At 43.6% G+C, this 26,658-nt stretch carries 18 protein-coding genes and 1 riboswitch; of the genes, 6 read left to right on the forward strand and 12 right to left on the reverse strand.

Features of this window, described 5'->3' with window-relative positions; all coding sequences use genetic code 11:
* Window positions 1-69 precede the first annotated feature (69 nt).
* Both gshAB and PAENI_RS31610 read right to left on the reverse strand, forming a co-directional pair.
* Entirely contained in the window at window positions 70-2,400 is a 2,331-nt protein-coding gene (gshAB, locus tag PAENI_RS31605) for a bifunctional glutamate--cysteine ligase GshA/glutathione synthetase GshB (protein ID WP_149647974.1), read from the reverse strand.
* Window positions 2,401-2,419: 19 nt separating this feature from the next.
* Complete coding sequence (locus PAENI_RS31610) at window positions 2,420-3,763, reverse strand: MATE family efflux transporter (protein WP_149647975.1); 1,344 nt, start codon at window positions 3,761-3,763, stop codon at window positions 2,420-2,422.
* A 210-nt stretch (window positions 3,764-3,973) separates the two neighbouring features.
* Here PAENI_RS31610 and PAENI_RS31615 point away from each other — a divergent pair, with 210 nt between their 5' ends.
* The 5 genes from PAENI_RS31615 (at window position 3,974) to PAENI_RS31635 (ending at window position 10,698) form a co-directional block, all read left to right on the forward strand.
* Window positions 3,974-4,891, forward strand: coding sequence for an ArsR/SmtB family transcription factor (locus PAENI_RS31615; protein WP_223179048.1), 918 nt, complete (start codon window positions 3,974-3,976; stop codon window positions 4,889-4,891).
* A 114-nt stretch (window positions 4,892-5,005) separates the two neighbouring features.
* Window positions 5,006-6,280: an MFS transporter gene (locus tag PAENI_RS31620; RefSeq protein WP_149647977.1), complete on the forward strand. Its 1,275-nt coding sequence runs from the start codon at window positions 5,006-5,008 to the stop codon at window positions 6,278-6,280.
* Between the two features lie 286 nt (window positions 6,281-6,566).
* Entirely contained in the window at window positions 6,567-8,540 is a 1,974-nt protein-coding gene (locus PAENI_RS31625; RefSeq protein WP_262495810.1) for a serine hydrolase domain-containing protein, read from the forward strand.
* Window positions 8,541-8,599: 59 nt separating this feature from the next.
* Window positions 8,600-9,277 carry a response regulator transcription factor gene (locus PAENI_RS31630; RefSeq protein WP_149647978.1) on the forward strand — a complete coding sequence of 226 codons (678 nt, stop codon included), beginning with the start codon at window positions 8,600-8,602 and terminating at the stop codon, window positions 9,275-9,277.
* The gene (locus tag PAENI_RS31635) at window positions 9,274-10,698 is read left to right on the forward strand and encodes a HAMP domain-containing sensor histidine kinase (RefSeq protein WP_149647979.1); all 1,425 of its coding nucleotides are present in this window, start codon (window positions 9,274-9,276) and stop codon (window positions 10,696-10,698) included. Before PAENI_RS31630 ends, PAENI_RS31635 begins: the two co-directional genes overlap by 4 nt.
* A gap of 391 nt (window positions 10,699-11,089) precedes the next feature.
* Here the strand turns inward: PAENI_RS31635 and PAENI_RS31640 are convergent, their stop codons facing one another.
* From PAENI_RS31640 to PAENI_RS31665, 6 genes are all read right to left on the reverse strand, one after another.
* Window positions 11,090-11,818: an ECF transporter S component gene (locus PAENI_RS31640; RefSeq protein ID WP_149647980.1), complete on the reverse strand. Its 729-nt coding sequence runs from the start codon at window positions 11,816-11,818 to the stop codon at window positions 11,090-11,092.
* Complete coding sequence (locus tag PAENI_RS31645; protein WP_149647981.1) at window positions 11,800-13,470, reverse strand: ABC transporter ATP-binding protein; 1,671 nt, start codon at window positions 13,468-13,470, stop codon at window positions 11,800-11,802. Before PAENI_RS31645 ends, PAENI_RS31640 begins: the two co-directional genes overlap by 19 nt.
* Complete coding sequence (locus PAENI_RS31650; RefSeq protein WP_149647982.1) at window positions 13,443-14,333, reverse strand: energy-coupling factor transporter transmembrane component T; 891 nt, start codon at window positions 14,331-14,333, stop codon at window positions 13,443-13,445. Before PAENI_RS31650 ends, PAENI_RS31645 begins: the two co-directional genes overlap by 28 nt.
* Window positions 14,333-15,307 carry a DUF4430 domain-containing protein gene (locus PAENI_RS31655; RefSeq protein ID WP_149647983.1) on the reverse strand — a complete coding sequence of 325 codons (975 nt, stop codon included), beginning with the start codon at window positions 15,305-15,307 and terminating at the stop codon, window positions 14,333-14,335. Before PAENI_RS31655 ends, PAENI_RS31650 begins: the two co-directional genes overlap by 1 nt.
* Window positions 15,308-15,380: 73 nt before the next feature.
* Window positions 15,381-20,318: an S-layer homology domain-containing protein gene (locus PAENI_RS31660; protein WP_262495811.1), complete on the reverse strand. Its 4,938-nt coding sequence runs from the start codon at window positions 20,316-20,318 to the stop codon at window positions 15,381-15,383.
* A gap of 165 nt (window positions 20,319-20,483) precedes the next feature.
* Window positions 20,484-20,684, reverse strand: a riboswitch (cobalamin riboswitch).
* Window positions 20,685-20,775: 91 nt separating this feature from the next.
* Window positions 20,776-21,354, reverse strand: coding sequence for a hypothetical protein (locus tag PAENI_RS31665; protein WP_149647985.1), 579 nt, complete (start codon window positions 21,352-21,354; stop codon window positions 20,776-20,778).
* 219 nt (window positions 21,355-21,573) lie between these two features.
* Between PAENI_RS31665 and PAENI_RS31670 the strand changes: the two genes are divergently transcribed.
* A complete protein-coding gene (locus PAENI_RS31670) occupies window positions 21,574-23,295 on the forward strand; it encodes a cellulase family glycosylhydrolase (RefSeq protein ID WP_149647986.1) in 1,722 nt (573 codons plus the stop codon).
* Window positions 23,296-23,357: 62 nt separating this feature from the next.
* Here PAENI_RS31670 and PAENI_RS31675 read toward each other — a convergent pair whose 3' ends face one another.
* The 4 genes from PAENI_RS31675 to PAENI_RS31690 all read right to left on the reverse strand — a co-directional run bounded on the left by PAENI_RS31675 (window position 23,358) and on the right by PAENI_RS31690 (window position 26,401).
* Window positions 23,358-23,651: a hypothetical protein gene (locus PAENI_RS31675; protein WP_042184951.1), complete on the reverse strand. Its 294-nt coding sequence runs from the start codon at window positions 23,649-23,651 to the stop codon at window positions 23,358-23,360.
* Between the two features lie 24 nt (window positions 23,652-23,675).
* A complete protein-coding gene (locus PAENI_RS31680) occupies window positions 23,676-24,230 on the reverse strand; it encodes a hypothetical protein (RefSeq protein ID WP_188114769.1) in 555 nt (184 codons plus the stop codon).
* A 64-nt stretch (window positions 24,231-24,294) separates the two neighbouring features.
* The gene (locus tag PAENI_RS31685) at window positions 24,295-24,948 is read right to left on the reverse strand and encodes a M48 family metallopeptidase (RefSeq protein WP_149647989.1); all 654 of its coding nucleotides are present in this window, start codon (window positions 24,946-24,948) and stop codon (window positions 24,295-24,297) included.
* A gap of 79 nt (window positions 24,949-25,027) precedes the next feature.
* A complete protein-coding gene (locus tag PAENI_RS31690; RefSeq protein ID WP_149647990.1) occupies window positions 25,028-26,401 on the reverse strand; it encodes a hypothetical protein in 1,374 nt (457 codons plus the stop codon).
* Window positions 26,402-26,658 lie beyond the last annotated feature (257 nt).

Consider the following 26,658-nt stretch of genomic DNA (forward strand, 5'->3'; position numbering starts at 1 on the left):
GCGGGTGGATGAGCGAATTGTCTCGTTTAAAAGCAGAAGCTCAACCAAAAGTACTGGTTGAGCTTCTGTTCATTCTCCAAACAATAGATTCAAAATTCGTTCATCCGCTTGGCGGTTCTTGCCTTTAAAAGGATAACAGTGGATATGAATCGCTGGATTAAAATTGATCTCAATAATGCTGTAATTGGTATCGGTAGCCTCTTCCCTAATATCATCAATCATCATGTCTACTCCACAAATAGTGGCCCCTGCAGCTTTAGCTGATTGAATGGCTATATCTTTATAGCTGTCCGGAATCTCATCAGTAAAGTCTAAGCTATCTCCACCGGTACTAATATTCGAATTCTCCCGCAGGTAGATGATCTCATTTAATGGAGGGATATCGTTCCAAGTCATAGTGTGATTCTTCAAAAACATCTCTTCTGCTTCGCCAATCCGAATCTTCTCAAGCGGAGTTTTGTAGCCACGACCTCTTAGCGGATCCTTATTCTTTTCGTGGACCAGCTCTTCAATCGTATGTACACCATCACCGACCACATTCGCCGGAACCCGGTGCAATACTCCGACTACTTCATCACCCATGACTAGAAAACGATATTCTTTCCCCGTCATAAATTCCTCAAGCAGCACTGTTCGATCATGCTCGAAGGCGATTTGGAAGGCTTTTTGATAATCTTCTTTGGAGAAATCATCTGTAAAAATAGTAATGCCGAGTCCAAAGTTGGTTGATTTGGGTTTGATCACTATTCGCTTATTACGATAAGTGCCATATGCATTCATTGCCGCTTCCAGATCTCCAAATGCCTCACCTGAAGGAACACGAATGCCTTGTTGTTTGAGAACTTCCTTCGTAACAATTTTATTCTCCATAATTAGTACCGTGCTGTAAGAATCCAGGGATGTCTTCGTAGCCTGCTTAACGTATTCTTTATGATCGCCTTTCGTAAGTACAACGAAGTTCTCTTCCCGATCAAGCAATTGGAACTTAATCCCACGTTTAACTGCTGCCTTCAGTAGAAGCTGTGTAGATAGCTCCAAATCCTCATATCCTACAAATCGGTATCCATTCGCAAGACTTTCCTTAGCATATTGTTTGGCTTTATTCAGATGATATTTAATAAAAGAGGATTGTTGAACTTCCGACTTCACAATCCCTGCAAAGCTCTGATCTGGATTTAAAATCTTATCCTTAGCTCCGTTCAGAACGTTCGAGAGCTGTTTATCCTCTGGGTTCAATAGCTGAATCATATCCTGCATTTCTTGCATACAAATTAAAGCCTTCTGTTCCATTGTCCCGCAAGAATCTCCGTAATCATGCAAACAGCCTTTGATCCCCTCCATGATCAATTGATCATGATTAAGATTCGCCATCTTCTGATCCTCTACTCCGAACGGTTCATCCTCTTTCAATAGCATATACAGGATAAACAGATGAATGAAAGTCATTGATTCTTTGCTAATTCCTATTTTATAGAGTGGATTGAGATCAATAAAACGAAGCTCCAAATAGGCAATCCCATCCTGCAGCAGCTCCTCTAACGGATGTTTACCTCTTGCCGTCTTCACTCTAACCGGGCTATAGAACTCTTTTACACTTAATAATTCTTCCGATTCAATCAACGCTTGTAAATCATGTACATATTCCGTAAGCGAGTCAAAAGACACATAGAGAGGTTTTTCATTCCGATACCCGCATTCGCTATTTCGCAGTGAGTTCATATTCAGATAATAGAAGCTTTTTTCATCATCTGATTCACCACGTGCCACACATTGCTCCATATAAGTCTTATCAAAAACAGGACTAGCACCTGTTAAATAGATTAGAAGCCAGCGGTATCGCAATAGGTTGCGGGCTATTTTTAAATAGGTCGCATCTTTGAAATCTTTAAAACTCTCTTGTGGATCAGCGATATCATGAAGCTTTTTTAGAAATTGTTCATCAAAAGAGAAATTATAATGGATCCCACTCAGCAATTGTCTTTTACGACCATACTTATCGGCTAGCTGATGTCTATACTCGTCCTCTACCGGATTACCCATTTTGGCAATGGGAATGTCCTTATCATTCGGCAGCATGGGAGGATTACTACTCGGCCACAGATATTCTTCATTAAGCTCTAGCGACACAATATCCTGCAGCGCCTCCAGAAAGTTATAAGTCTCTTCAATAGAATCAAAAGAGGGTGTCACCATTTCAACCTGACTCTCTGAGAAATCCGTTTGAATATAGGGGTTCTCCAGCTTGTTTCCAAAGGCTTTTGGATGTGGTGTCAGCGCAAGTCTTCCCTCTGGATCCACTCTGACATTTTCTTTTTCCAGTCCAAATTCTCCGTGAAAAATCTCCTTATTCAAATGGTTATCCTTTAAAAGCTGTATGAGTTTACGATTTAATAAAGCCATTCCTACGCTCATCCTTTGCTTAGTAGTTTGCCTGCTGTTTATTCATTCTGAACAAAGATCTTCTAAACCAGAACACAAGAATAACACCCTTGAACACACTGCTTAGCGCAATTGACATCCACACCCCATTCAAGCCAAAAGGTTCGGATAAGAGTAAGGCTAGTGGAATTCGGAGTGCAGTAAATGAAATACTAAAGATCGGTGGGATGTGGGTTTGACCCATGCCGTTAAAAGCACCTACTGTCATCAATTCCATACACATGAATAATTGTGAGTAACCGATGATCCGCATATAATCTGCGCCCAATTCCAAACTTGTCTGGTCTGATAAAAACAATGAAAATAGCTGCTGCGGGAACGCAATAAATATAAGTGACACGATCACGCCAAAAATGGAGGTTAAAATTAAGGCCTGACGATACCCCTGCCCAATACGATCGAAGCGACGTGCTCCATAATTTTGACCAAAAAAGGCAGCAATAGCTCCCTGTAGTCCGCCAATGGTCATATAGGAAATGGATTCAATTTGGATTCCCACTTTTTGAACCGCAATAGCATCCGCTCCAAATCGTACAATGATCTTGGCAATGATGATCGATATGATCGTAAAGGTGACCCGTTGGATCGTTATTGGTAGCCCCATGCGGATGACTTCTTTCATTTGACGACTGTCCCACGCAGATCGGTTTGAAATGAGTTCTGACTTTCTTGTCTTCAGGATAAAAAGAGCCGTAACCAAAATGTTCGCCGTTAATGTTGCAATAGCTGCCCCCGCTACTCCCCATCCTTCAAAACTGCCCCAGCCAAAAATCAAAAATGGATCAAGGACAATATTAACCATAAGACCAATGGAGAAGATCTGAAACGGTTGTTTACTATTTCCCATAGCGTTTAAGAGAGTTACGAATAACGTATTCACGATGGAAAATACCGATCCAAATATCGAAATCACTAGAAATTGTCTAGCCATCCGCTCTACTTCATCACTCCCAAGATCAAAAAAACCAATCAACTGATTCTTGGTTAATAGCACTAAACTCATATAGAGAAGTCCTAATAAAATAGACATCATAAATCCGTTCTTTATATAAGATTTAGCCTTCTCTAACTGACCAGACCCCATACAATGCGCCACCTTAATCCCTGTGCCGATCGTAACCATAGTCGATAAAGCAATCGCTAGATTAATAAAAAAACTCGCTGTACCAATCGCGGCAACCGGACCACTTCCTAATCTTCCAACCCAAATCATATCGACTAGACCATAAGTAGTAGAGATGAAATTCGTCGCAATAATCGGAAGCGTTAATTTCATTAAGGTAGGCATTATAGGACCCTGAGTCAAATCGTTTGTGTCCTTCAAGTCTAATTACACCTTCTTCATCTAATTTTCAGATTCATTATATAACCACGCACTTATATAATCAATTGATTATATTTGAACAATATTTTTAATTTCTTATTTTCTCAATCAAAAGGGTATTGAAAAGCGCATTTAGTTCGTTTAGAATAAAACCAACAATTAGTTCTATATTTATAGAACAAATAACAAGTTCAGTATTTGACTGAAAGAATGGAGCAGCTCTTGGATTATAAAGTTGAGGTCGATTTTGCACCCATGTATGAATGTGTTTATAGTATGACTGCTTTTCTAAGTAAGCAGAACCATACTGCCATGGATTCCGGTAAGCTCTGGGTACGCGATGTTCAAGCCAGATTCGCGCCAATGCTGCTACGTAAAATGCAGGAAGTCGTTAAGAAACTTGATGATTTCAGTTTGGCTCCCTATATTTGGTGCTGTCCGGGAGAGCGTTCGGTAGAGGGGTTTTTGGAGTGGTTCGATGGTTTATCTTCGGGCGAACTGTATGAAATATCCGGACGTTTCGGCCAATCGGTCCCTTCCAATCTTGCGGAGCTCAGGGACACTGCCGCTGACATCCTCCGCGAATGGAACGCGGGATACTTCAGTGGAATCGATCCTAATATCATCAAAGGGCTTGAGCAGGAAGCCGAATCAAGACGCGCGATGCTAAGCGGGAACAATGATATGGAAGTCTTTGAAGCAGCTACTGCTGGAATGCGCCTTTATCCAACCGAACATCTGAAGCAGGTCATTATCATTCCGCAATATCATGCTCGTCCATTGGTTACGACCGCTATGTATGATGAATTCGTATTCACCAGCTACTCTTGTGATGTTCTCCCTCCGGAAGCTGGACGGCCTGCGCCTTCATTACTCCGCCTTACCCGTGCGTTGTCAGATGAGACCCGGCTGTATATCCTTCGTTTGCTCACAGGCAAGCAGCTCAATTTCACAGAAATCGTGCGTGAGGTAGGCCTTTCTAAAAGCACAATCCACTACCATCTTATCGCACTGCGTGCAGCTGGGCTGGTCATTGTCCATACCAATGTTAGAAACACATCGTACAGCCTGCGATTAGAAGCATTAAATGAGCTGCCCCAGCAGATTGGGACATATCTGGAGAGTTAAGCATAAACGCCTTAGGCGAGCTTATAAGGACGGTAAGCGTATATGCGAGAAATATAAGAGGATACCGTGTAAAACTTAACCTTTCTTATATTTTAAAAAAGGAGCTACCAAGCTATGATAAAACGCAGCTATTATGGTCTTCTCTCGACCATTACTTTAAGCGCTTTTGGTGATGCTTTTGGCCTGCTGGCTATGGAGTGGCTCGTCTATGAGCTGACGGGTTCCAAGCTAGCGATGGGAGCACTCGCGCTCAGCTCAGGCATCCCTGAGCTGCTGCTGCGCTTGCTCGGTTCACCGTTGTCCGACCGGCTGCACCGAGTGCGCTTTATGGCTTGCTTGGCAGCCATTCGCTTACTGGCCATAGCATTGCCACTCGTCATGGGCCTGACTGGCCAGCTGCAGCTGTGGCATCTGTTTGTCGCCGCAGGCCTCAGCGGTGCCTGCGCCGCGCTGTTTATGCCGACGGCGATGGCTGTTATTCCCGGCGTTGCCGACAGCCGGAAGCTAGTGCGGGCTTTTGCTATCATTGATGGCAGCAAAAGCGCAGCTGCCCTGCTGGGACCTGCCTTAGCTGGTGCATTGACCGCTGCCAATGGAGCGCTGCCAGCCCTTGGCATCAACATGTTATGTTACTTAGCCGCCATAACTACCCTGCTGTGCTTGAAAAAGCTGCCGAAACCTTCTCCAGCCCCAGGCCGTTTCTCCATCTCCGTTTACATTCGTGAGATAGCCGAGGGCTTTACCTTCTATAAACAATTCCCTGCAATGCTTACGATTATGATCATGGCCTCCATCAGTAATTTAAGCTCAATTGCCGTCTGGACGATGATGGTCCCTTTTGTACGCGAAGTGCTCCACCGCGATGCGGCAACGATGGGCACACTAAGTACAGTTTTCGCCCTTGGAACATTAGTTGGGCTAAGTGTAATTTCCATGATAGGGGAAATTACAAAAAGGCGGCTTGTCATGCTTGGCAGTCTGGGGACCATTGGTTTAGTGACTACATTATGGGGGTTATTTCCTAGTTTTTCTTTTGCTCTCGCCGCTGTATTTGCTTCTGGAACGTTGGGTCCCTTCTTCGGTTCCTTAAGCTCTTCACTCCATGGACGTCTAGTTCCGAGCAATCTGCAAGGAAGAGTAAATTCCATCCGATTTCTGATCGGTGGCGGCTTGCAGCCTTTTGGTGCTTTTGCCGGCGGCGCGATTGCCCAGCTATATGGTGTACCTGTACTTTTCGTGATCGCCGGACTTCTTCCAATGCTCTGTGCTAGTACAGCCTTGCTGCTCCCCGGACTAAAAGCGCTGGATGGTGACCTTTCCACCCTTGAGGCTACCCATAGGCGACCCGTTGTGGAAGTTCCGTCACAAGGTGTTATCGCTGATCGATAAGTGGGGATATGTAGAAGAGTTCACTGATTCTAATAGAAACAGCGGTAGTTTAGGACAAGGAAATCACGTCCTAAACTACCGCTGTTTATTTTAATTTATCAGGCAAAAAAGGAAACTGGAATTTCAATTTTTTCACAATAGACTACCCTCTGTCGTTGAAGGCGGCGGATGGCAGTCTGTTTTTTTATAGTCTTGTTAACGTTCCATTCACACTACTCTGATAATGTCTATAAGCGTTAGGTGGATGATCATCCAAACCCAATAAATGATGATGCGGAGGATAATAATGTTAACTTATATAAAAAAAAGACTGATCGCTGTTCTAACCCTATTGGCTGTGATCAGTGCCGGATTAGGCGCAAGCCTTATGTTGCCCGGGAACCAGGCATGGGCCGAGACCAAAACGGATCAAACTGTGCTACCTATAACCCAGACTGAAGCACCTGCCAATCTCGATGATACCGCGAGTCTGACTGCCTTCGTTAATGGCATTATGGAACAAGATATGAATCGGCTGCAAATTCCTGGAGCAGTCATCTCGATCGTAAAGGACAACAAGATTATTTTGGCCAAAGGTTATGGCAGCTCCAATCTGGAAAAGGCAGCACCCGTTGACCCGACAACCAGCATGTTTCGAATTGCTTCAACGACAAAGCTGTTCACCTGGACAGCGGTGATGCAACTGGTCGAGCAAGGCAAAATTGATCTAGATACGGATATTAACACCTACCTGAAATCAGTGAAGATCCCTGCTACTTATCCTGAGCCTATCACTATGCGCCATTTGATGACACATACAGCAGGGTTCGAAGAAGGTGGAGTTGGTTATCAAATCACTACAGACCCTGCCAAATTGCCTGGGTCAATCTCGGAAACACTCAATAAGCATATGTTGGCACGGGTAAGACCACCCGGACAGATAAGTTCTTATTCGAACTACGGTGCTACACTCGCAGGTCTAATTGTAGAGGAAGTTAGCGGTGTTCCTTACAATGATTATATAAAGAAATATATTTTTGATCCGCTCGACATGAAATATTCGACTGTAGTAGAACCTTTGCCGGAGTCATTCATACCCAACAAAGTTGTGGGGTACAACAGCGAGAACGGTAGTTTTATTCCAGGCACACCTACCTTCGAGGGCGGGTTTCGTCCTGCCGGCTCGGGTACAGTATCAGCAGTAGATATGGCGCATTTCATGATCGCCCATCTGCAGAACGGGAAATATGGAGACCAGCAGATTCTGAGACCCGAGACGGCAGAACTAATGCATTCAACGGCGTTTCAATTTGATAAACGTCTGCCGGGAGTGGATCTTGGGTTCGCAGAGAAACAAATCAATGGGCTCACGCTGATCACTCATGGTGGTTCTGACCCCATGTTTAATACGGGATTGTATCTTGTGCCTGCCAAGCATGTAGGCATCTTTGTATCCTACAACGGCGGTGAGGGCGGTGATTCCGCAGAAGACCTCATCCAAGCCTTTTTCAACCGCTACTACACTGCTCCTGATGCGAGTCAGCCTGAATTCATCGCTTCTGATGAATCTATTCAAAAATATGCAGGAGCCTATCAATTTACACGCCGAAACATCAGTGATATTGATAAGTTTTTCAACTTTTTCGCTCAGCTGAATGTCTCGGTTGAGGATAATAAGCTATCCTTGGGAAGTGGTAGTGAACAACAATTGTATAATGAAGTCAGTCCGAATATGTTCCAACTCGAGGGAGGTACCGAACAAATTGCCTTCCGCACGAATGAGTCCGGTAAGGTTACACATATGATCTTAGGGATGGCACCGGATATGCCGCTGGAGCGTACGCCTCTCTTGGATCAGAATAAATTTTGGCTTATCGTACTAGGGTTCTCGGGGTTGATTTTCATCACTGCATTGCTCGGACTAATCTTCTCCAGACGCAAGATTAAGGCGATGACGCCACCTGAAAAGTGGGCCATCCGCCTATCTGCGGGAACTGCTGGTTGGGCGCTGCTATCTTTCGTCACGATATTTATGGTGGTTATGTCCATGGACATGATGCAGAAGTTCAGCGGGATCAGTCTTTCGCTTTCTCTCAGTTTAGTTATGCCAATCATTTTGGTTGGTCTGACTTTAGCTTTACTAATCTCGGCTATACTGGTTTGGAAGAATAAATACTGGACAGCTTTCAAGCGTGTACATTATACGTTAGTGACGCTTTCGGCTGTGGCGATGACTCTGTTCTTCTACTATTGGAACCTGTTGGGTTGGCAGTTCGGATAACACCATTACTTGCCAAGTACAAATCAGATATAATGAAAGCTTAATAGAGGAGGAAAATCGTGGCTACTATACTTATCGCTGATGATGATGATAACATCCGAAAGCTAATGTCTTTATTTTTGCGAAAAGAAGGTTTTGACCTCAAAGAAGCCAGGGATGGTACCAAAGCTCTGTCCATTATACAGAACTCGCGTGTCGATCTCGTCATTCTAGATATTATGATGCCAGGATTGGATGGTTGGGATCTGTGCAGAGAAATCAGGCGCTGGGATGCCAACATCCCCCTCCTCATGGTGACGGCTAAAGCAGAATCTGCACACAAAGTGAAAGGCTTTCAACTTGGTACGGATGACTATCTAACGAAACCATTTGATCCGCTTGAATTGGTAATGCGAGTAAAAGCTTTGCTTAAACGCTCGCTGGTCGTTTCTTCCCAGTCCGTGCAGTTGGGTAATGTGGCGCTCAACCGGCGCACTTTTCAGGTCACGCGTGGTGAAGAACCGGTCACAATTCCTTTGAAGGAATTTGAGCTGCTGTTTCTGCTGGCCAGCCATCCTGGGCAAATCTTCACAAGAGAACAGTTGATCCTTCAAATCTGGGGATTGAATTATGAAGGAGACGGCCGGACTGTAGATGTGCATATAAGTCGGTTGAGGGAGAAATTCAGCGGCAAGGGCGAGCAATTTCAAATCGAAACGGCCCGCGGCCTGGGATATCGGCTGATCCCTATGCCATGATCAAGACATTGTATGTACGCGTCATTCTCACGTTTCTGGGCATCATTATCTTTAGTTTAGTCTGTTCCTTTTTCATTGGCTTGTATGTCTTTCAGAAACAAATAAGTTACGAGGGACAGAATGAAATGATCGTAGTGGGAAAAGAGATCATTCACCGCTATGATGACGCCAAACCTAAAGATACGGACGAGTTCCTGAATAGTATGGTTAAGGTTTCCGCACACCCTATCCACCTGTACAATCATGCCGGAGAACATACCTTTTATGGGCTCAAGGGTAGCCCGGCTGTCACTGTCCCCCCCGAAGCTGTCAAACAAGTACTACAAGGAAAGCTCTACCGTTCCTCCGCGGAAGATAAGGATATTTTTATCGGGATGCCTTTTATGTTGGACGGGGAGTGGCGCGCGATGTTCTTGCAGTATTCTGCTGAGAACGAAAATATCGTTAATCGGATGGTGCTCTTTGTGCTTTTGCTCGTGCTTTTGCTGGGTAGTGTATGCATTCTTATTGCCGCCAGATATTTGGTGGAGCCGATCAAAGCACTGACGAATGCAACAAAAAGACTGGCCAAGGGTGATTTCGAGGTGGAGCTTAAAGTGAACCGAATAGATGAAATCGGGGAATTGACACAAAGCTATGTGGAGATGGCAGGGGAGCTGAAGCAGTTGGAACAGATGAGGCAGGATTTCGTATCCAACGTTTCTCATGAAATCCAGACACCGCTTACGTCGATTTCCGGCTTTGCCAAGGCGTTGCAGAACCATGATTTAATCGTGGAAGAGGAACGCAGCGAATATCTTGATATCATCATTGCGGAGAGTGAACGTCTGTCGAGGCTAAGTGATAATTTACTGAAGCTCGCTTCCCTGGATTCTGAACATCATCCCTTCAACGCAAGTCCCTTCAATCTTGACGAGCAGATTAGAACAATCGTTGTGACTTGTGAGCCCCAATGGTCAGCCAAAGGCATTGTTATCGATCTTGAACTGCCGGAAGCGATCAAAATTAAGGGTGATGAAGATCAGCTGAAGCAAGTATGGATGAATTTGCTCAGCAACAGCATCAAATTCACACCGGAAGGCGGGAATATTCGCATCAGTATAGTTAGTAGTGCAGGAGAAGTATCCGTCACCATCATCGATAATGGAATCGGGATGTCCCCGGAAGAGTTTAATGCCGTATTCCAAAGATTTTATAAAATAGACAAGTCGCGGAACGGAAACAACAATGGCAACGGTCTCGGACTTGCGATCGTTAAAAAAATTGTCTCTCTGCATCAGGGAAGGATAGAGGTAGACAGTGCTATCGGAGAGGGAACGACGATTATCGTTAGGTTGCCAGTCTCCCCATCTGCTCCCAGCCGAAAGAGCCTTAAGCCCTTTGAAGATACCTCAGCGCCTATGGATATCGTAAGGGAATAATCAAAAAACAGGCGATACCGGTAGACCGGAGCATCGCCTGTTTTTTAAGGTTAGATCTGGGAGCATCGCTACTAGAATTCCATACCGATTGTAATATCTTATAGTGGCCAAACCTCCAGCCACTAGGTACTACCGCCCCCCTTCGGCTAAAAACCGAAGGGGGGTTCTTTAAGCCTTTCGTCGATGTGGGTTTGGGTTTCGCGCTGATAGCAGCGGAGAGAACGGACTGATTGTGGAAAAGCGGAGCGTTCGCCTTTGTGTACGGATTTTACCCTAGGGGAAAAATTCAAAAAAATCTGGACACAACAGCGATTGTAACAACAGTCCGTTCTCGGAGCGTCCGCCAGCGCAATGCGCAGCACTTAAAACGCCAAACACCCAATTCCAAAACCTAAGGCTCAATCAACCCATACTTCGTTTTTATCCGATCCAACTTTTCAATCATAGGGTTAGCAATGAAAAAGAGGAACACCACCGTCGAGACCGCATGCACCATATCAAACCAAAAGGCGGAAACATAAGTCGTCATCAAAGCCGACCATGAGAACTCTGAAGTGAACATCATCAGCGAGCCTATATTGATAATGCCTCCATATACCAAGAACGTCGCTAGCCCTCCAAATATACAGAGAGACAGCTTAGTCTTTTTAAGCAGACCTTTCTTGAAGAAAATGCCCGCCAGGAAGCCAATGATGCCAAAACAAAACATTTGCCAAGGCGTCCAAGGTCCCTGCCCAAAGAAGAAATTGGAGACGAAGCCCGCAACAGCACCGACCAGAAATCCTGCCTCAGCTCCCAAACTCACCCCTGCGATGATGACAATGGCAACAACCGGCTTAAACTGCGGCAACATGAAAAAGGCTGCGCGTCCAGCAACGGCAATGGCTGCTAGCACCGCTATGACGATGAGTTCCCTCGCCTGCGGCTTCCGATTCTCGAACACCAACGCAAACGGAATCATCGTGTAGAGGACGATCAATAGGCTGATAAAGTAATATTTGCGATCATCTAGGACAAAGATACCTAGCAAAATTGTAGCTGGAATAACTATAAAGATTAGTAGTGCTGCTAATAAAGTTCGACGACTCAAACGACGACCCGTTACCTGCTTCGTTGACATAAATCAATCACACCCTCTATCGTTACTCCCTCGCTCCATACATGACGCGCCATACGGTTGGCGGCAGTCGTATAGAAGCTGTTTCCCGCAAAAAACTTCTGGGCTTCATTCGTAGTGATGATACTTCCATCAAAGAACATCGCGCAGACCTCCGCATATTTGGCACAGAATTCAACATCATGCGAGACCATTACGATGGTAACACCATCGGCATTAAGCTTCTGTAGGAATAAAGCGAGTTTCTCCTTAAAAGGTCCATCCAATCCTTTAGTCGGTTCATCCAGCAGCAGAATCTTTGGTTCTAACAAAAGCACCTTAGCCAGCGCCGCCCGCTGCTGTTCTCCCCCGCTAAGGTCATACGGATGCATCGAGAGAAGATGTTCCAGTTCTGCGAACTTAACCACGGCCTCAACTTTAGCCACCTTTTCTTCCTTCGTTAAAGGAAGCTGAGATAACATTTCGTATAAATCTAGTTCGACTGTTTTTTTCACAAATATCGTTTGCGGATTTTGCGGAAGGATGCCCAGATTGTTAGTAAACAGTTCTTTGGCATTCATTTTTGCTGGGTTCTTTCCACCGATTAGAACCTTCCCTCGATAGGGCTGAAGGATGCCGCTCATCAAGGAGAGTGTTGATGTCTTCCCCGTTCCATTCCCACCAACAATGCAATAGAACTGCCCTTGCTTTACTTCTAAAGACAAATCTTTAATGATGTCCGATCCGTGTTTATCATATTTAAACCATACATCCTTAAACTTTATGACTACAGGGCCGTCCACTTTCGAGCTTGGCTGAGATTCAGCGATCGCTGCAGGTGTCTTATCCTCTAGAAAAACATCCAACCATTGGCGTCCTTCCTTCACTGTAACAGGCCATGCTAAGTCATTCTCTACGCCTGCGTAAATTTGCATCGGTGAGGGCATGGACAGAAACATCGGATGGTTCAGCTTGCTTAGAGCTTCTCCCACCCTTTGCGGGGTATCATCAGCAATCACGATGCCCTCATTCAGCACAATCAGCCGATCTGTAAGCGGAAGAACATCCTCTAGACGATGCTCGGTCATGATAACGGTTGTTCCAAGCTCGCGATTAATCTTTTTGACCGTCTCCAAAAAATCGGAAGCGGCGATGGGATCTAGCTGAGAGGTAGGCTCATCAAGGATTAGAACCGAGGGATGCATAGCCATAATCGCTGCTAAATTGAGTAGCTGCTTCTGGCCACCCGATAGCTCAGTCACACTTTTATGGAACCAGGTCTGAATTCCGAAAAAGCTCGCCATCTCAGCCACGCGCAAACGAATCGTAGAATTGTCATAACCTAAGCTTTCAAGGCCAAAGGCCAGCTCATGCCACACCTTGTCTGTCACAATTTGATTGTCCGGACTTTGGAGTACATAACCGATTTCCGCTGCTTGTGTCCGTTGATCGATCTCTTCTACAGGTTGACCCTTATAATAAATCGCCCCTTGGCGTTTGCCATGTGGGGTTAGGATTGTTTTCAGTTGTCTTAGTAAGGTACTTTTGCCGCAGCCTGACTTTCCACAAACAGTAATAAAGTCTCCGCTTGCAATCGTAAGATTGATATTCGAAAGAGCCATCTGCTCTTGTTCAGGAAAAGCAAAGCTTAGTTCTTCGATTCGATAGATTTCCATTTCATTGCCTCCACCATATTGATGAGCACAGGGATCATACATAGCGCAAAATAAGCGATATATACAAGGATACTAAAAGGTGTAATTGCGCTCGCTTTAATCGACGGATAATATCTCATCGTGTTCTCACCCATCGCTGCGCCGATGGCTACCATCGCAATTAAGCCTGTCATGATCAAGAGGGCTACTTTGTCCCGGACATCTAGACGGAAGATCGAAAAGCTTGTACGTCCAGGCAATCCATATCCTCTTGACTTCATGGAATCTGCCGTTTCAATCGCATTTTCCAGTGCCCAGGTGGTCATTATCGATAGGATCGTAATCCCATTCCGCGCTCGCGCGAGAAGATTTCCCTGCGTGACATCCCGGCCTATACATTTTTGAGCATTCGAAATCACCTTGATTTGCGCTAAATATCTAGGAACAAAACGAAGCACCATCGAAAAAATCAACGACAGTGCCGGCAGTATTTTTCCGAATATATAAATAAACTTATCCGAGGTCATCACGACGTTATAACAGGAGAACCATATGATTACCGTCACAAACATGCACGCCGCTGCTACGCCATAAAGAATGGATTCCTTCGTAATCGGGTTCCCGTTATTTAAATAGAACAGGATGGTTACCCCTTGATGGTTAAAAACAGGGTTCATCACCGCCATAAACAGTAGAAAAGGAATCATGTACAGCAGATTAAATCGAATGGCTTTCTTTCCTTTTAACATAAAGGAGTAGACCACTGCACTAATAAGAGCAATCACCTGAAATATGGGATGCATGAACACCATGCTAAATAACAACACAACAACAAAATAAAGAAAATTCACAAACGGATGAAAGGTAGAAAAGCTATCCTTCATTATTTCTGTGCTCCTCCTGTGGCTACATAACCACCTACATCTCGACCTAAATCACAAGTGTATACCCATTCAACGACATCGCCATCCTTAAGAACATAACGACTACTGCCGTAGTTAGGGAACCAGCCATTTACTTTGTACATCCATCCACTAAGCTCTCCAGCATCAAATTCATAAAGATTATTTATGCCTTCAATATAATTACTGTTATAGATCGGAGTCATACTGAATTCCATATGGATTTTATTCTTCTTCATCTCTCTTAGCAAAACATCAAACACAGACTCACCTTCATAAAAGGTTACCTTCTGCGCTTTATAAATGCTACCATCTGCCGGCAATACTTCAACCTTATCCTTATTGAAAATATCCATATTATCTAAAATCGTTGCTGCCGACACGGACAAAGTAGCCGTTAATTGCTTCTTCTTATCTACCGTTGCATCTTGCCATTCCACGGGCTTAGGTTTCCCGCTCGGTACTGGATCGGTAAGGAATTTATCCTTTTTCGGTTCCTGCTTTGTTTCTGTTGTCGCTACTTTTGAATCCGGTTTGACTACTGGTTTTGCCGTCGCTTTCGTTTCCGGCACGGACGTTTTAGCCGCTTTCGGTGTTGCGGTCGGTTGTGCCTGTGTATCCGATTTAGGTGTTGCAGTCGGCTTTTCAACCTCTGTTACCGCAGTTTCGGTTGGCGTTACCTCTTCAGTTGGTTTTACCGTTTCAACGGGCTTAGGCTTAGCTGTTTCACCAGGTGTAGCTGTAGGAGCTATCTCCGTTGTCTCGGCATCACTTGAGGTTGCAGGCTCTACATCAACATTCTGATTGGAGGCCGCATTGGCTGATTCTACAACTTGAGACTCAACACTGTTACTCGCAACCTTGTTCGGGCTCTTCTGATAATTCCCGCCCCAAAAGAAGGCGATCGCTAGCACGCCAATAATTAGTATCGCTGTTAGCCATTTTTTCTTGTTCATTTCTTAAGTTCCCCACCTTAAATAATAAGCAAGGGTATACATGCTACCCTTGCTTATCTCTTTAAATAAAGTTCTATTTAACGTCTGTCATGTCATAAAGACTCGTCTGACCCTTAACGAACCGATCATAAGCAACCAGTGCATACATCGCTTGATCCGTAGCCATAAGATCTACTTCTCCTGGTTTCGCACCTCCGTTGCCTACTCCACCCTGCTTCACGTGATAAAAACCACCTTCAGCTGCAGCAAAGCCAAGCAACGCATCTACCGCTGAACGTCCATTTTTAATAAATCTGGAATCCTTATGCGGATCTATACCAAGTCCAGTTAAAGCTACAATAACCTGAGCAATGCTCTCGGAGTTCGTAGATTCCCAGCTTGCAAAGCCACCGTCTGCTGTTTGCGTTTTGGATAGCCAAGCAATTCCACGATCCACAGCAGCCGTTACTTTGGCATTCGTTTTGTAATACGGGGTCAAGCCTTGAATAACCATTCCCGTAATATCAGGATCGGCCTCAGTAGCATTACTGCCTAGTGCCCATCCCCCGCCGTTGATCTCTCTGCCTAAAATGTAATCAATGAGCATCTCTCTAGTTGTCTGCGTCTTTACATCCTTAACCACTGGAATGTCGTGATGATTACTGTCCAGAGCGATCAGGGCAAACACAGGTCCATTAATGCCTTGCTTGATTACAGTATCAAAATCCGCGAGCGGTTCCAGTAGGTTATAACCCGCCACTTTATCAATATTTTTGCCGATTGAAGTTAATGCCAAAATAACTCTATCATATTCGGTATATTTTACGCTATGCAGCTTCCCAGCTTTTTCTTTAAGGGTTGCTTCTACATTCGCATAGTACTTAGCGTAATAACTATCTGGAACCTTCACACCAGAACGTGCCAGCCCGAACACTGTCCAATCCCCGCCAACCGAGGAGATGACTGGGTTTGTTACTGTTTTTTGCAAAAAGGCTGCTGTGTTCTGAATGTATGGACTAACTGCTTTGTCGCCACTCTTATAATCATGGGTTCTAGTAGCTACAACAGCTGCCATTTCTCTAGTTACAAGCTCTTTAGGCTTAAACTGATTATTATCACCTAACATAAGTCCGGTGGCAACAATGGTTTCCACATCTGCTTTTGCCCACGCAGACACAGTATTGATATCTTTAATAGCTGTACCTGGCTTCGTAGCCGGGATTGATAAGGCTCTGACAATAATGGCTGCCATTTGTTCGCGAGTAATCTTGTCATTTGGCTTAAATTCATTATTAAATCCTGTAATTAACCCTGCTTTATGAGCAGCATTCACATATGGATAGAACCAATCTCCCAGAGCGACATCCTTGTAGGTAATTCCTTTGTCACTCTTGATATCCAGTTCCAATGCTGATACTAGGATCTTAGTAAATTCTGCTCTTGTAATATGATCTTTCGGATTCACCTGACCATTGTTACCTTGGATGTACCCTTTTACTGTAGCTGTTTCAATCGCTGAGAATGCCCAGGATGAGATCTTATCGACGTCTTTATACACTTGCTTGATGTCATTAGGAGTCGCTGTTGGAGATGGACTCGGATTTGGATCAACGTTGGCATCTGGATTACTTCCTCCACCCGCACCTGGAATTCCACTTGGTTTAGGAGTGGCAGATGGGGTTGGAGTAGGGCTTGTAGTTGGTATTGGTGCATTTAAATCCGCACCCAAATTCGTAGTATATCGCCACTGAATTTTGTCCCCAGCACTTAGATTATATGAAGATGCACCATAATTAGGATATTTTCCATTTACATTATACATCCATCCACTACCGCTACCATGGTCAAATTCTCCATCACCAGCTATGGATTCAACATACACACTTCCAAATGTACTGTTCCAAGAATATCTATAGTCGATACCGCGGCTATCTAGTACTCTTTCGAATACAGACCACACTGTGTCACCAGATAGTAGCTCTACCTGTACAGATGGAATAACATATCCTTTCTTAATCGTAAGCTTATCCACGGATAGGGTTACGTATGGCTTAGATGGAGTGGTTCCTCCATCGCCGTTACCGTTACCATTACCGTCACCACCAGGTGTTTGTACTGCAGTGGAGGAATACGCAATGTAATCAGTGAAATGATTGGTTTTTACGATTAAATCATTTCCACTATCATAGGCATACTCAGACTTACCGCTCGCTAAGCCTAAGTCATCACTTGCAAATTTTTGAATCGCATGAGGTGTGCCGTTTTGAATATAAGCAGCATCTTTTCCTTTAAGGTCCTTAAAGGTTAACGTAATAAATTGACTGAATTCTACTCTTGCGCTGCCTCCCATGGAAAATGCTTGTACGATGCTATCAAGCTTCTTGTCCCCAGGAATAATTTGATTCAGACTATCTTTTAGTGCAGATTCTGTCCCTGTTAAAGGTGACATTAGTTCAATCGCTGCGGCATTTCCACTTGTAACTTTTGCACCCTTAGGAATGACTACAGATACGTCACCTTTGGTAGCCTCAATCTGAGGAAGATCGCTGTTATTAGGTAAACTAACACTAACCTTCGATTGTTGACTTTTAGGAATAACTACCGTTATTTCCTTGTTGCTATCTCCTGTGCTGATCGGAACGATATAATCATGAGCATCATCATTGATTACAACTTCCGGCTTATCACCAGAAGGTAACGGAAATTCTTTCGGACCCTCTGGTTGTACAGGTGGTTGTTCAATTACCACATCATTCATATCAAAGAGACGGTTACTGTGATTAATCAGACGATCATAGGACACAAGTGCATACGTACCTTGGTCCGTAGCCATCCCATCTACTCTTCCGGTGAGAATATGCTTAAATCCACCATCCGGATCAGCAAAGGTAAGCAGTGCATCAATCAGTGAATTTCCCTTTTTAACAAACCTTAAGTCACTGTGCGGATCTACGCCTACGCCAGTTAAAGCAACAATGACCTGCGCGATGCTCTCACTGCTTGTGCTTCCCCAGCTTGTAAATCCACCTTGATCATTCTGTGTGCTTGATAACCATGCAATCGCGCGATCCACAGCATCTTTTACATTAGGATCCTTTGCATAGTAAGGCGCAAGTGCTTGCATCGTCATTCCAGTGATATCGGTATCGGCTTTAGTACCAAATAACGCCCATCCACCAGTTGGTGCTTCTTTTTCTAAAATATACTGAACCAGTTTTTCTCTTGTGGTTTGATCTGTAACGCCTTCTACTACAGGAATATCATAGTTATGACTATCTAAGGCAATCAGCGCAAATATGGGACCATTAAGCCCTTGCTTCTGAACATATTGAAAATCTGCAAGTGCATTTCTTAGATCATACCCTGCAACATTCGTGATATCTTTTCCAATCGAGGTAAGTCCTAGAATCGCTCTTGAATGCTCTGTGCTTTTAGAAGGGTCGAGTTTTCCATCCTTCATTAGCTTAGCTACTTCAGCAGCTACATTATTATAATAAAGATTGTAATAGCCACTTGGAACCTCGAAGTTGGCCCGTGCTAGAGAAAGAATGGACCATTCCCCGCTACCTGTTCCAAAAGACGGATTTTTTACAGTGTTTAGGATATAGGCAAGGTTTTTATTTAATTGTTGTTTGGCTACAACGGTAGTAGGTTGTTCAAATGGAACATCATTCATGTCATAGAGACGGTTGCTATTATTGATCAGACGATCATAGGATACGAGTGCATATGTACCTTGATCCGTAGCCATAGCGTCTACTTTTCCGGTGAGAATATGCTTGAATCCACCATCCGGCCCAGAGAAGCTAAGTAAAGCATCTATAAGTGAATTTCCTTCTTTAATAAACCTAGGGTCACTGTGCGGATCTACGCCTACGCCAGTTAAGGCAACAACAACCTGTGCAATGCTCTCACTGCTTGTGCTTCCCCAGCTTGTAAATCCGCCTTGAGCATTTTGTACACTCGATAACCATGCAATCGCCCGATCCACGGCAGCTTTTACATTAGGATCCTTTGCGTAATAAGGCGCAAGTGCTTGCATCGCCATCCCGGTCATATCGACGTCGGCTTTGGTTACACCTAAAGCCCAGCCCCCGGCATCTGCTGCACCTTTTTTAACTTCTCTATCTAAGATGTACTGAACCAGGTTTTCTCTTGTGCTTTGATATATAACTCCCTTCTCATCAGGATCAGGGAATAATACTGGAATCTCGTAGTTATGACTATCTAGTGCAATCAGAGCAAATATGGGACCGTTGTTCCCTTGCTTCTGAATATATTGATAATCAGCGAGTGCATTTCTTAGATCATGACCTGCAACATTCGTGATATCTTTTCCGATAGAGGTAAGTCCTAGAATGGCTCTGGAATTCTCTGTGCTTTTACTAGCGTCGAGTTTTCCATCCTTAATTATCGTTGCTATTCGCGTAGCTACATTGTTGTAATAGAGATTGTAATAACCGTTAGGTACTTTGTAGTTCGCACGAGCTAGAGAAAGAATCGACCATTCTCCGCTACCTGTTCCAAATGACGGATTCTTTACGGTGTTAACGATGTAGGCCAAGCTTTTATCTAACTGTTCTTTAGCAGTGATTTTATAAGTAACCTGATAGGTTACATTATCTGCTTTGTTTCCTGCGCCATCTATAGCTGTTACTGCGATTACGTTACTACCTGGGTTTAGAGATGCTTTGTACTCACCATTAGTAGCTGACAGAACGACTTGGTTCAGCATTACTACTGGAATAATGTCTTTATAGACATTGTCTGTAACCACTACTTTGAAGCTTACATCTTTACTGGATACTACCTGTTTATCTTGTATACCTTCTATTGAAATCGTAGGCTTCTCTGTATCTGGCTCTTGTACTAGCGCATTAATCTGCTCTACTAGAGCTTGATCAACCTCTGTTGTTACAACTGTACTATCGGCAATTGCTTCATTCGCATGAGCCGGGATTACACTTGTAGAGAACGTCGTGATAAATACTGCTACAATAAGTAACCAAGCTAAAAACTTATTTTTCTTCATGTTTCCATAACCCTTCCCTTCTCTTCCTATGTTAAAAAACAGAATAAACTTTCATAGCACTACAAAAAAACCACTCAACATAACGTCAAGAGGTTTAAGATAGTGAACCGCAACAATAGCAGGCATATACTATATCAAACACCTCTCTATCGCTCGTAGAGTTTAACGGTGTATCAGAAATAGGCAGATATTCTGGCTCAAGTATCATCACCCTTGCTACCTTCCCAGTTTCCCAGTGGTACCTTGCAAGGACTCCTCTTTCACAGCGGCGGGACCGCGCGGGATTCACACCCGCTTTCCATTTAACCAATCTATGATTGTATTTCCGAAACATTCATAATTGGCACCTATTGCTAATATTAATTTTTCCATGCTTCATCATATCTAATATAGTTGCTTTTGTCATGCAATATTTGTTTTTTGTATAACGAGTAGTTAGCGATAATCCTATTGAATATCAAATCATTTTAACCACAATATACTCTTTTTCTCTCAGCTCAAAACCATCCTCCAGTGACAAAGAGGCCAAATCAAAGATTCGATCATACTTTTTATTACGTGGGAGTCCTTCTTCCTCAGCCCAGCATGTATAGAGCTCGAACTCGGCACCAGATACCCCATAATCTGTCATAAGCCTAAATAACTCCCGACAACACTTGAGTGAGGCGTTATACGATCCCGGTAGAGTATCTTTTAGCTTAGGGGATACAGAGAAGCCGCCCCAATTCGGTGAAATCCGATACACATATGTACTCCGAAAATGCTTGCGAATCTCATCGTTCCAATACACAAGTTCCTCTATAAAAATACCCGCTGCATCTTCTTCCGAGTCGTATACAAGACAGTCCTCATCTCTTAAATGAGACAGATCTGCGATGTCATCCAAAGGAATTATACCTTGCAGGCGCAGAGCCTCTCTATGTTTCTTATACTCTGGGGAATTTTTCACTTCATTATATGTCTTTGCTGACGGTACACTGCCTCTTTCTCCTAACGGAAGCTCTGTAGCCGAGCCTATGTAATGAAATCTGCTCACTGGATTGCCCTCCATAACTTTGGAATCACTGCAAATCACTAATTCATATATGAATTTACCACAAATTAGTAAGGTACTCGTTGAAATTATTCTATGTTAGGGTATTTGGTAAGCGTTTACAACGAATTCATGGAGGTGTACGTATTCATTTAAGCACCAAAGTACTAAGGAAGGTCAGGTTTAAGCATCCTCAATAATGATCTTACAAAGGAGAATTCAATGACTACTCGAATCCAGAAATCCTTCTTATCATTGACCCTTGTCACCGCTCTTCTGCTCTCTTTGTTCTCATCCATTGCCGCCGCTGCCACTAAGGACGAGCAACAAGCTAAGGCAGCACCAAAGAGTAAGATCCAATCCTATGTAGACGATATGCAGCCCGGATGGAACCTTGGCAATACTCTAGATGCTACAGGTGAGGATGAAACCTCCTGGGGCAATCCGCGTGTGACCCAAGAACTGATTAAGAAAATCGCCGCACAAGGCTACAAAAGTATCCGGATTCCTATCACTTGGGATTCACACATAGGTGAAGCACCGAACTACACTATTGATCAAGCTTACCTCGACCGTGTCGAAGAAGTTGTAGGCTGGGCGCTAGACGCCAAGTTATATGTAATGATCAATGTCCATCACGACTCCTGGTTATGGGTAAGTCATATGGAAGAGAAGCATGATGAGACGCTGGCGCGTTATAATGCAGCATGGACTCAAATTGCGGACCGCTTCAAGGATAAATCCGATAAGCTGATGTTCGAAAGCATTAATGAACCTCGTTTCACGGATGGCGGAAGTACGGATGAAGCGAAGATGGAACAAATGCTTGCAGAGCTCAACAATTCTTTCCATCAGATCGTTCGAAACTCAGGTGGAAAAAATGATGTCCGTCCGCTAGTGCTACCTTCATTAGAGACTTCTCCTACCCAACCTAGAATGGATCAGCTCTACAAAACGATTATAGCTCTTAACGATCCGAACATAATTGCGACCGTTCACTACTATGGCTTCTGGCCGTTCAGTGTGAATATCGCTGGTTACACCACGTTTGAAAAAGATACAAAAAACGATATCATCCAAACTTTTGATAACGTTTACAACACTTTCGTAGCCAAAGGAATCCCTGTTATCGTTGGTGAGTTTGGACTGCTAGGATTCGATAAAGATACAGGTGTGATTGAACAAGGCGAGAAGCTGAAATTCTTCGAGTACCTTACCTATTATTTAAAAGAAAAGAAAATGACCTCCATGCTCTGGGATAACGGGCAGCATTTCAACCGCAAAACGTATAAGTGGTCCGATTCCGAGCTGCACAATTTATTAATGTCTGGTCTGAAGGAACGTTCCTCCAGCACTGAAAGCGATCTGGTCTATCTAAAAAAAGGTGCAGCGATCAAAGACACCAAGGTGAAGCTGAACCTAAACGGCAATAAGCTAACCACGATTAGTGCAAATGGGAAGTATCTAACAAAGGGAAAAGATTACACCTTGAATGGCGAGGAGCTCACACTCAAAGCCAGCCAACTCAAAAAACTCACAGCTTCCCAAAAATACGGTGAAAATGCCGTGTTAACGCTGAAATTCAACAAAGGTGTTGCGTGGAGACTAAAGATCATCGTGAATGACACTGCCAAATTAAGTGATGCCAAAGGTACGACTGAATCGTTTGCGATTCCAACTACCTTTAATGGTAACCAGCTTGCCACGATGGAGGCTGTCTATACCGCTGGTGGCAATGCAGGCCCACAAGACTGGACACCATTCAAGGAGTTCGGCAATACGTTCTCACCCTCTTATAACACGAAAGAAATCAAGCTGCTTCCAGCCTTCTTTAAAGATGTTAAAGATGGGGAGGTCATCTTGAAATTCCACTTGTGGAATGGTGATATCCTTACGTACAAGATCACGAAGAGTGGAACAAACGTTGTAGGAAAGTCTTCTTAGCTTTCGCTGTATAATATAAAAAAGGAGTGTCCCTTCACGGGGACACTCCTTTTTTAACTACATCATACATATACTTCTTCATACGTCATCAACATCAAGCGATAGACCAGATATACTCCAAGATAAGCTCCCGTTAAAAGGAACATTGGATTCAAAAAAATCGCATGGATCGAGGTCATAAATACCGTGTTATCTCTTAATATTTCATATATAGCTAGGGCAGAAATATTACCTAAAATAAGCGTAGACAACACAGAAGCTACATTAAAAACAATACGCCACTTTATCCATTTCCGTTGTATCATTAGCATGGCGACGGGAACCACTATACTGCCAAATACGATTAGAAATTTCATTTAGCCAGCCACCTCAGTATCTCTTTAATCCTCCAGTTCAACACTTTCGATTTGCCCCTCGGCATTCACTGTCCACTCGATATCAACACCTGGCATCAGTCCAAGCTTGTCCTCATCTTCGATCACTACATGTTCGGGGATGGTTAGGGTCTGCTCTCCCCCACCTTCGACTTTAACGGTAACCTGTTTACCATTAGACGTAGTAATCTTCCCATCATATTCAATCTGCTGCAAAACAATCTTTTGGCTCGGATCCGTAATGGTAACCCGCTTGCCTCCGTCTGTCAGCAGCTCAATCTTTTTATGATAGCCGTCCTTTAAAGTGACTTCCTTAATGACTCTCTGAACGCTAACATCCGCCTGAAGTCCCTCTGTATTTGTGCCGGATGATGCATTGGGTTGTTCTGTTGCATTGTTCGTAGCCGCAGGTGCAGTGGCTTCTGTTATAGGCGTTGGAGTTACTTGTGTGGTTTCATTGGCAGCTTTAGAGCAGCCACTTAATAGGACGGTGCAGGCACAGATCAAACAAAGAATTGAAGTTCGAATCTGGCGTTGTGAATTTCCTTTATTCTGTGTCATCATTTACCTCCACACTTCCAGTTCTATTTAGTGAACATAGTTTTACCTCTTATCTTCCTTTTATTCACAGCGTCATAGCACGCCCATATCTGGCTAAATACTCTTCCTTCTCTTTATAATCTGGCATGAGGCTTCCAACCTTTCGCCAAAAAGAGCGGTCATGATTCATATGAAGTAAATGACACAGTTCATGGATGATTACATAATCGATAACTTCCACTGGAGCCATCGCTAAGCGATAGTTAAAGGTTAGCTTTTTATCCGAGCTACAGCTTCCCCACTTGGTTCTAGACTCAACAATGTCAATAGTCTTAGGCTTTACTCTAAGCTGTGTCTGATATTTATTGATCCGTTCGCCTACAATCTTTTTACAGCTAGCGAAATAGAATTTCTTCAGCTTAAGTTTAAGCTCTTCCTCATTTAAATCCCCTGTCTCTATTAGCTCTTGGAGCGAATAATATTTGCCTAAATATAAGAATTTACCCTCGTCCTCATACTCTTTGAGCTTTGGCGTTTCTCTGTTCGCTTCAATGCTCTGCAGCTTCTCCACTATTAATTTCCCATTACGCTCAACCACGCTTTTAATCGTCTCTTCACTTGTTTTCTTGGGAGCTTTGAGTGTTATACGCCCTGAAGAATCTATATGAATGGAGATTTTCTTGCCATTTCCATATTGAACATTAAACTCGATCACCTGATTGTCGTACTCAATCTTCATACCCACCATCGTTTCTATAAGGTTATTCGCAAAAAAAGGAGAACGCGTTTAAGCGTTCCCCCTATTTTAACATGATTCATCAATACACTGGATATCCTGCCACAAACATCGCTAAATACAAAAGACTCCCCGCAACAAAAACTACAGTAAGGATAGCATCCTTTGATTTCTCTTCAGTGAGCGCGACAGCAGCAAAAGCTAGTGGAAATGCAACAAGCAAATACCGCGGGGCTGACAGCAGCCAGGTAGCTCCCACTACGAACGCAAAGTACACGATGAAATAGGCGGTATATGAAGGTCGGATCTTTTTTGCACCCATGAACATGATAATTAGTGCTGAGAATATAGCGATTAAATTGGGCAGCCATAAGCCGAGAAAAGAACGGCTATCTCCACTCTTAAAGGTGCCCACAGCGTATTCCATCTGATATCTTACCGTATCAAAAAAGAGATAAAACCGCTGAGACCAATGCTCTCTCTGATAAATACTGAACTGAAACACATTTCCCGTCACGTGATAATTAATAAACAGATAGGCCAGCAAGCCCGTTGATATGATAGCGAGAAAACATACAGCGCTGATGATTCTATGTATAAAGACTTTTTTACTTAATCGCTTATAGTTGCCCATCAGATCCCGTCCAAATTCAATCGCAACCGGTACAATCAGAAGTACTCCGGGAGAACGTGTATAAGCTGCAAGTGCACCGCATAAGCACCCGATCAGCCATTCCTTTTTTCTCACAAAATATAAACACATCAAAGATAATGCCAGAAATAGAGCCTCGGTCATCGGAATGAAGAAAAAGAACGCCGCAGGGAATATGAAAATGTATTTCACGACCCGCATGGCATTCTTTCGATGCATGTCTAATGCTGCCAGTTCATAAGCAACCAATGCAGCGACAATCGATGAGATATTGGAAACGATGAATCCAGCGACAAGATAATTGCCTACGAATACTTGAACTACTTTAATTAGATTTGGGAGAAAGGGAAAAAATACAATATGGAACTTTGGATCTCCCTCCGTTACGTACCAGTTCTCGGCAATCCCCAGATAACTAGAAGCATCGATTCCAGAGATATGCCAAGTCTCTGCCATTTTGCTAAGCAGACCACCTGAATAGCCATTCTGTATGATCAAAAATGAATACCCGATGAGCATAAGCAGGATACGACTCGCCAATATCCATCCAATAATATAAAGCCAAGCCTGTCTTCTATCCTGCTCCTTACTCTTCCAAGTCACTTCATGTGCTGGATTCGTCAAAACAAAATCCGTCAATACAGGTATAGTGCGGAGCCCCAATAGCACAAAAAGCCCGAAACAGACCACAGAAGCGAGGGTGCCCAACATGGTCCAGCTCTGAGTCGAAATGGTCCAGTAAATAGCCGTCACCATCATAACAAGTATGAAGATGAAGGAAATGATTTTGTCGTGCTTTTTCATTTGATCCTCCAGTTATTTAGTCCGAACAATTGTTTAGGAAAAAAAGGATATAATTACCTATAGAAATATAATAGTCTTTGTGTATTTTTTTGTAAATCATTTCTATTCCTTTTCTAGAGTTATCTGATAGGACTGATAAACAAATAACAACAAATTTTAAAAAAGCCCATGCCCTAAAAATAAACTGTACCCTATCGAGTAGACACTTTTAAAAAGTCTCTCGGTAGGGTATTTTTGTTTATAACGAAGAAGATAGG

Source organism: Paenibacillus sp. B2(2019) (assembly GCF_008370385.1).
In the GTDB taxonomy this organism is placed as follows: Bacteria; Bacillota; Bacilli; order Paenibacillales; family Paenibacillaceae; genus Paenibacillus_AQ.

Coding starts and splice junctions, on each gene's coding strand:
- PAENI_RS31620 (WP_149647977.1), top strand. CDS start 5,006: ATGATAAAACGCAGCTATTATGGTCTTCTCTCGACCATTACTTTAAGC.
- gshAB (WP_149647974.1), bottom strand. CDS start 2,400: ATGGCTTTATTAAATCGTAAACTCATACAGCTTTTAAAGGATAACCAT.
- PAENI_RS31670 (WP_149647986.1), top strand. CDS start 21,574: ATGACTACTCGAATCCAGAAATCCTTCTTATCATTGACCCTTGTCACC.
- PAENI_RS31660 (WP_262495811.1), bottom strand. CDS start 20,318: ATGAAGAAAAATAAGTTTTTAGCTTGGTTACTTATTGTAGCAGTATTT.
- PAENI_RS31675 (WP_042184951.1), bottom strand. CDS start 23,651: ATGAAATTTCTAATCGTATTTGGCAGTATAGTGGTTCCCGTCGCCATG.
- PAENI_RS31650 (WP_149647982.1), bottom strand. CDS start 14,333: ATGAAGGATAGCTTTTCTACCTTTCATCCGTTTGTGAATTTTCTTTAT.
- PAENI_RS31625 (WP_262495810.1), top strand. CDS start 6,567: ATGTTAACTTATATAAAAAAAAGACTGATCGCTGTTCTAACCCTATTG.
- PAENI_RS31640 (WP_149647980.1), bottom strand. CDS start 11,818: ATGTCAACGAAGCAGGTAACGGGTCGTCGTTTGAGTCGTCGAACTTTA.
- PAENI_RS31680 (WP_188114769.1), bottom strand. CDS start 24,230: ATGACACAGAATAAAGGAAATTCACAACGCCAGATTCGAACTTCAATT.
- PAENI_RS31645 (WP_149647981.1), bottom strand. CDS start 13,470: ATGGAAATCTATCGAATCGAAGAACTAAGCTTTGCTTTTCCTGAACAA.
- PAENI_RS31655 (WP_149647983.1), bottom strand. CDS start 15,307: ATGAACAAGAAAAAATGGCTAACAGCGATACTAATTATTGGCGTGCTA.
- PAENI_RS31690 (WP_149647990.1), bottom strand. CDS start 26,401: ATGAAAAAGCACGACAAAATCATTTCCTTCATCTTCATACTTGTTATG.
- PAENI_RS31615 (WP_223179048.1), top strand. CDS start 3,974: ATGGAGCAGCTCTTGGATTATAAAGTTGAGGTCGATTTTGCACCCATG.
- PAENI_RS31635 (WP_149647979.1), top strand. CDS start 9,274: ATGATCAAGACATTGTATGTACGCGTCATTCTCACGTTTCTGGGCATC.
- PAENI_RS31685 (WP_149647989.1), bottom strand. CDS start 24,948: ATGAAGATTGAGTACGACAATCAGGTGATCGAGTTTAATGTTCAATAT.